This is a genomic window from Massilia sp. Leaf139 (genome assembly GCF_001424165.1).
In the GTDB taxonomy this organism is placed as follows: domain Bacteria; phylum Pseudomonadota; class Gammaproteobacteria; order Burkholderiales; family Burkholderiaceae_D; genus Telluria.
In genome coordinates this window covers 1-7,061 of the sequence record NZ_LMOJ01000014.1, presented here as the reverse complement: position 1 = coordinate 7,061, position 7,061 = coordinate 1, and the positions used below count along the sequence as shown (strand labels likewise).

The 7,061-nt window shown below is 59.7% G+C and carries 1 protein-coding gene and 2 pseudogenes; all 3 read left to right on the top strand.

Annotation, left to right across the window (positions count from 1 at the left end):
• Nucleotides 1-11 precede the first annotated feature (11 nt).
• A pseudogene (locus ASF77_RS25255) lies at nt 12-380 on the top strand (hypothetical protein); the annotation flags it as partial.
• A 64-nt stretch (nt 381-444) separates the two neighbouring features.
• Nucleotides 445-734 (top strand): annotated as a pseudogene (locus tag ASF77_RS25250) (hypothetical protein); the annotation flags it as partial.
• A 92-nt stretch (nt 735-826) separates the two neighbouring features.
• The coding region (locus tag ASF77_RS25245) for a hypothetical protein (RefSeq protein ID WP_373961845.1) at nt 827-7,061 on the top strand (6,235 nt) is incomplete at its 3' end.

Sequence of the window (7,061 nt, the reverse complement as noted above, 5' to 3'; positions counted from 1 at the left end):
GGTCGGCCTGGGTGAACTGGGCAAGCGCACGCCGAACCAGAACCATCCAGTATGCGAAAGCGATCGATCCGTTGCAGGCTGGCTTGAGCGATGTTGCGACCGTCAAGCTGCGCCTGCAGCCCGGCGCGGCCGACCGCCGCGAGCAGTACCGCTACGACCTGAACRGCCGCCTGACCTGGAGCATCGATGCGCTGGGCGCCGCGACCCAGCAGGTGTACGATGCCGCCGGCAACGTCGCCCGCACCGTGCGCTATGCCGGCGGCCTCAAAGGCACGCTGGCCGACAACGCGTCGCCGCAAGCCGTCGCCACCGCACCCTCGAGCGGCGCCTACGTCCTCACGGGTGTGCTCGACCGTGTCACCACCTACACCTACGATGCCNGACAACGCGTCGCCGCAAGCCGTCGCCACCGCACCCTCGAGCGGCGCCTACGTCCTCACGGGTGTGCTCGACCGTGTCACCACCTACACCTACGATGCCGACGGCCGCGTTCTGACCCGGAACGATGGCGTCGGCACCGTGGACGCGACGAGCCAGAGCTGGGCCTACGACCATGCCGGCAACGCAATCCGCCACACGGACGGCCGCGGCAACACCTCATGGTCGGCCTACGACGCGCAGAACCGCCTCGTGCGCCAGATCGACGCCCTGGGCTATGTCACCGGCCGAACCTATTTCGCCGACGGCCGCCTGAAGTCCGAGACGCGCTACACGAACCCGGTTGCCATGCCGGCNCCAGATCGACGCCCTGGGCTATGTCACCGGCCGAACCTATTTCGCCGACGGCCGCCTGAAGTCCGAGACGCGCTACACGAACCCGGTTGCCATGCCGGCTGCGGCAAACGATGCCTGGGCCTACGACAGCTTGACCAATCCGGTGGCCAACACCGACGCACTCAAGGGCGACCAGACCAGCTCCTGGACTTACGACGCCGCTGGCCGCATATACACGGAGACCGATGCAAACGGCGGTGTGGTGCGTCACCTGTACGACGCGCTGGGCAACCGTACCGATACCACGCAAGCCTACGGCAACAGYGCCGCCGTYACCCGCCGCTTTACCTACGACGCGCGCTCGCGYGTGCTGACCGATACGCGTGCCGCCGGTACGGCCGACGCCAGCACGACCTCGTACGGCTACGACAGCTTCGGTAACCAGACCCAGATCACGGCCGGCGGGCGCACGACATACCAGTATTTCGACGTGGCGGGGCGCAAGTTCAAGGTCAAGGATGCCGACGGCGCCACGACGAGCACGGCCTACAATGCGTTCGGCGACATCGTCAAGGTGGTCGACGCGCGCCAGAACGCCGGCTATTTCTATACCGACGCGCTGGGACGCATCACGTTGCAGATCGATCCGGAAGGCGCGGTCAGCGAAACGCGCTACGACTTGCAAGGCAATGCGACCCACACAATTCGTTATGCGAACAAAGTGCAGGGAACGTATGACGAGACCACGGTACCAAGGGTGCTCGCGGCAAGCGGCACTGGCGTCTACGTTGTCCAGTCGCTGAATGACCAGTACCAGGAAGTCGACTACGATGCGCTCGGACGCAAGACTACCGTGCGCACCACCTACGAGGGGACAGCGTTCTACACCGAGTCGTATGGCTATGACAGCAACGGCAACCTTGAGACGCTGATATCGCGGAATCAGGCGGCAACGAGCTACGAGTACGACAGGAACAACCGGTTGTTCCGCGAAACGCTGCCAGCGACCAGCAAGAACAGCGCAGGTGAGCAGATTCCGGTTCAGAACCAACGCGAATACGACGCGCGCGGTAATGTCGTCAAGATGATCGAAGCGCTTGGCTTGCCGGAACAGCGCACGACGATCTTCGAATTCGACAGGCTCGACCGCCAAGTAAAGGAAATGGGTGACGCTATCGTGACCTTCGATCCAGTGTCGAAGGCTGACGTGACGGTGACGCCGACGAAGGAGCGCAAGTACGACCTGCGGGGCAACCTGGTCGAGGAAATCGACGTCCGCGGCGGGCGCACCCTCCGCTTTTACGACAAGGACAACCGTGTCACGGGCGTGATCGACCCGACCGGCACCTACACCCGCAACTCCTATGACGCGGCTGGCATGAAGTCCGAGCAGGTGGTCTACGCGAATGTCGTGGCGACGGTTGCAGGCACTATTCCAAACGACAGCGCGCCGGTGCTGCTGGCGCCGGGCGCGGCGTTACCTGCGTCGGGGGCCTACGTCCGCCTCGATCCGGCGAAGGATCGAACGACGAGTTATACCTACGACGGTGCCGGGCGCCTGAAGACAACGCTGATCAAGGATATCGGCACCGCGACCTTCGATCCGGTTTCGAAGAAATACAACCTCACCCCGACCGAGATCCTGACGCAGAGCGTGTACGACGCGGCCGGCAATCTGGTCAAGTCGGTTGACGCCAATGGCAATGTCACACGCAACTACTACGACCGGGCAGGGCAGCTGACCGCACAGCTCGACGCGATGCGCTACCTGACGGTGTACAAGCGCGACGCATTCGGGAATATCGATATCCAGACCAGCTACGCCAACGCAGCCACCGGCACCATCGACGATTCCACTACCCAGGCGCAACTCACCGTGACGGCGAACGCCGTGGAGGATCGCGTCACGCGCTTTACCTATGACCGCATGGGCCGCACGCGCTCCGAGTCGCGCCTGAATGTCGTCTACGGTACGGTGGACGCCCTTACCGGCGCCGCAACGAACGTCACAGGTGAGGCGACGACGGTCTATGCGTACGATGGGCTGTCCAACGTCGTCAAGCGCACCGACGCGAACGGTGCTGTGACGGATTGGGAGTTCGACAAAATTGGTCGAAAGAAGCGTGAACTGCAGGCCAGCTTCACAGACTACCGCGGCGTCGCTGTCCGCACCACGACCGACTACGAATACGACGGGCTCGACAATCTGTCGCGGCAGCTAGTGCGGGGCGAGAACAACCTGATCGAGACCGACGACCGTATCACGTTGTACCGATATAGCGCCGGTGGCCATCTGATTGGGCAGACCGACCCAGAGCAGGTCAAGATCGACTATCGCATCGACGCGGCGGGCAATATCACGAGGAAGATGCTGGTCGACAGGATCAATGCCGATGGTGCGAAGGTGAATGACGTTACCTGGTACTGGTACGACGCGGCGGGCCGCGAGATCCGCCATACCGACGAAGCGTCCGACACCGTCGTGGAAACGCATTACAACAGCTTCGGCGAGATCGCCGGCAAGCGTACCAACCCGATTGCCGGTAGCGCTGAGTGGGCCGAGTTCTACGATTACGACCAGGCGGGTCGTGTCTGGCGCAGCAATGCGGATACCGGTATCACGTATGTGTACGGATACGACAAGAATGGTAATACGACGCTTAAGCTCGACAATCCAGAAGTAAACCTGGCCGATACTGCGACGACGAAGTGGACGCTGAAGCAGATTTCAGAAAGTGTGCCCAACAATAATCTGTTCTTCAGCACCTACGACGCCCGCAACCAGCTGACGGCTACATATCAGCCTGAAATGTTGGGAAGTCATAACATCATCACAGTAGTCGAGGCACTTACCCAAAAGAGCAGTGCAAGTTTTGCCGGACTTGGCGGTATTGCATTTACGGTAGAGCAGGGTCTTTCAAGCGCCGGAATGCCGATCCAGCCTCCGACACCTGGCGCGGTGGCGATTAGCCAGTTGCAATCGGTAACGATGACACTTACCGACACCTATTCAGGCTCAAGCCGATACTACGACTACAGTGGGGCAACGATCACCGGCGCGCAGCATTCGTTAAGCATGAACGTGCCGGACACGAGCTCTTGGGGAACAGGGCCCATCCGTATCGAAGTATCGTTGCATCCGTCAGGCAACTTGTTGGGTTATCAAGGGTCGTTCTTTCCTCCGGCAGGCGCGCCTACCTATAGTTTTTCTTTCAATGAAGAAATCGAAGCGGACGGAATCGGGAACTGGCACAGCTCACGATCATTTACCTACACCATTTACAAGGATACCGATCTAGGACCGGTCAAGCTCGGTACTCACACCTGGATCAGACCTGCACCAGCACGTGGTTCTACTACGATTAGCAGTGCCGTAACCACTGGCTTGAACCACATACAGTTTTCCGGACAACGACCGGACATGCAACGCTTGATGTTGATGACCCGCCCAAGCGGTAGTAATGGCGGTTGGACGATCCATAGCGTTCCGCAGGCTCGCTCCGAGGGTGCAATACAGACAGGAAGGTTCGTGTTTGATTGGTCTGCCCTCGCAGGCGGCAGTTACGATTTTCGTTATGTAGGGTTTAACGCCGCGAACGAGGTTAGTAATTCGCAGCAGGGCACTATGGTGCTTAGCGGGAGCAACCCGACGATTACGCAAACTTCGCATTCGATGGGCGGGCCAGGGCGTGCGTTTGGAGATACCAGCGGCGCTTTCGTGTTCAATGAACTCGGCGGCAAGGCAACCAGTCTAGTCATTACTTATCGGCGGGCAGGCAGTCAGGACGGCTGGTCAACGCAGGTATTAGCTCCGTCAGAGATAGGCGGCATCGCGATGCCAGGTTGGTTCAGCTTCAGACCCGACGGCTTATCGGGCAGCTACGACTTCCAGATCGAAGCGAAGAACGCAGCAAACGAGACGATCAACAAGTCGAACAGCACCTTTTTTGTCGGTGCACATAGAAGCATTAATGAGCCGACCGGAGTGTCGGTTCAGCGGACACCAACTGCGTCCGTGAGTTACGCGACGGCCACGCCGACAACAGTCACGGCAACTTTCTCCCGTACCACGGAAGTTGTTACAACCCACTGGCCGGACGATCCCGATACGGTGCACGATGGGCCGTCCGGTGAGCCGCGCATAGAGGCGAATCCTCCATCGAACAGTCTGACTTTATCACTACCGAATACCGCCGCTTGGGGAACTGGTGACCTTCGTATTGCGGTAACGCTCAGCGGATCAGGCGGCTTCGGAAATAGCTATTCCGGCTTTAATGGGTCGTTTTACGCGGCTAACGGTCAGACATCGATCGTTATGAATCTAGTGGAAACGGCAGCTGGGGAAGGGGGGACGGAAACTGCCAGTTACAGTTACACCATCTTCAAGCAGACCCCCTATGGTGAGCTGCAGATTGCAACAGCTAGTGGATACTCGACGCCCGGCCAGTACCACGCGTGGGGCTCGAGCTACGTGACAATCTCTGATTCGTCTGCCTCGACACAAACTAGCGCAAGCCTCATCGTTTTCGATGTACAGCCGAGCGGCCCAGCGCCCGCCAGGATGCTGCTTGAATATAGGGCGGCCGGAACGAATACGGGCTGGTCGACGATCGAATTGCCAAAGCAAAACATAAACGGCTATACGGTCAGCAACCGCTTTACTTTCGACTGGAGTGCGTACCAGCAAGGCAACTACGAATACCGTGCCCTGTCACTCGATGGCGGGGGGAACATCATTAGCATCGCTAACGGCATGATGGGTCTGACTGTGCCGAGCTGGGTCTCACCGTCAGCGTCAAGCTTACTTGGTGGCGCCGGCCGAGTGTTTATGGATAACTGGGGCTACCTGATCTTTAGCGATCAGGGCACCGACACAGCGACATTGTCGATCCGTTACCGCGCGGCGGGGTCGAGCGACGCGTGGAGTGCACGAACCGTCCTGACGCCGTTCCCGGCTGGCGGAAATTACACGCCCGGTTACTTCCTCTATGCGCCACCAAATCTCCCTAACGGTTTTGAGTACGTTGTGGAAGCCCGTAACGTCCACGGTCAGCTGATCCGGAAAACGGCAAGCACCTTTACGCCTGGTAACGCGGACACCGCCAAACCGTTGGCAGGCTATACCGAACCACCAACAGTAACACGATTCACATCTCAGCCAAAAGCTGGGGTGACTATGCGCTTGTCGTACCGCCCGAGTGGCGGAGGCGCATACTCCACGGTAACTCTCGGCAAAGTGAGTGGTATGTACGAATGGGCGAGCTATAACGTGTTTAGCTCCGATTCGGACATCCAGAATTTCGACTATAGCTATGAAGTACATGACGCACATGGGGTGCTGGTTAACAAGGCAAGTGGAGTGCTTTTCTTAGGTGCGTCACACGGTGTTTCGTCGCACAACCACGACAAAATTCCTACGGTTGCAAGTTTCACGCTGCCAAGCAGCAATCCAGTCGCTGCAACCGCTACCACGATGGATTTGAAGTACCGGCTCGCAGGAAGCAGCGGCCCATTCTTGAGCACTCTGCTGGGAAAAGAGCCGGGTAACTTCTTCAAGTGGGACGCTAGTACGTTGATAGCACCAGGCGCCAACGGCACCGTCGAATACAGCTATACGCTCAAGAATGGTGCGACCGTGCTGCGCAGCGACGACGGCAACCCAATCGAAGTCAAGGGCACCCTGTACTTCGGCCCGACCGACGGCCAAGCACAGCTGCAGACGCTGGTGGGCGGTACCGTCAACAGCGTCAAGCTCATCTCGCACAAGCAGGCAACGAACGCATTCGGGGAAGTCACGTCCGAAACCAACGCCCGCGGTTTCACGACGACGATCAGCTACAACACGCTGGGCAGCATGATGGCCAAGCAGGACCCGAGCATCGATGTCACGCTGGTCAACGGCTACAAGTACGCGATGTCCCCGCGCACCACGTACTACGCCGACCGTACCGGACGCACCATCGCCACGCGCGACGCCAACGGCAACCTGGTCAGCCAGCTCCTGTACGGCACCAGTGGCGCCATGCAGACCGAGTTCCACGCGGACGGCGGCCGCAAGCGCAATTCCTACGACCTGTTCGGCGACGTGCGCTACAGCGTCGATGAACTCGACCAGCGCATGGACTACACCTACGACAAGAACGGTCGCCTGACCATGATCCAGCGTCCGCTGCGCACGGACGGCACCCGTTCCGAAGTACGGATGACCTATGACCAGGCCGGCAACCGCATCACGCAGGCGGAGCGAGCCAAGGTGACGGACAGCTTTGCCGCCTTCACCAGCAAGACCTGGTACGACAGCATGGGCCGGGTGGCGAAGGTGATGACGCCGGCCGGACGCTCGAGCA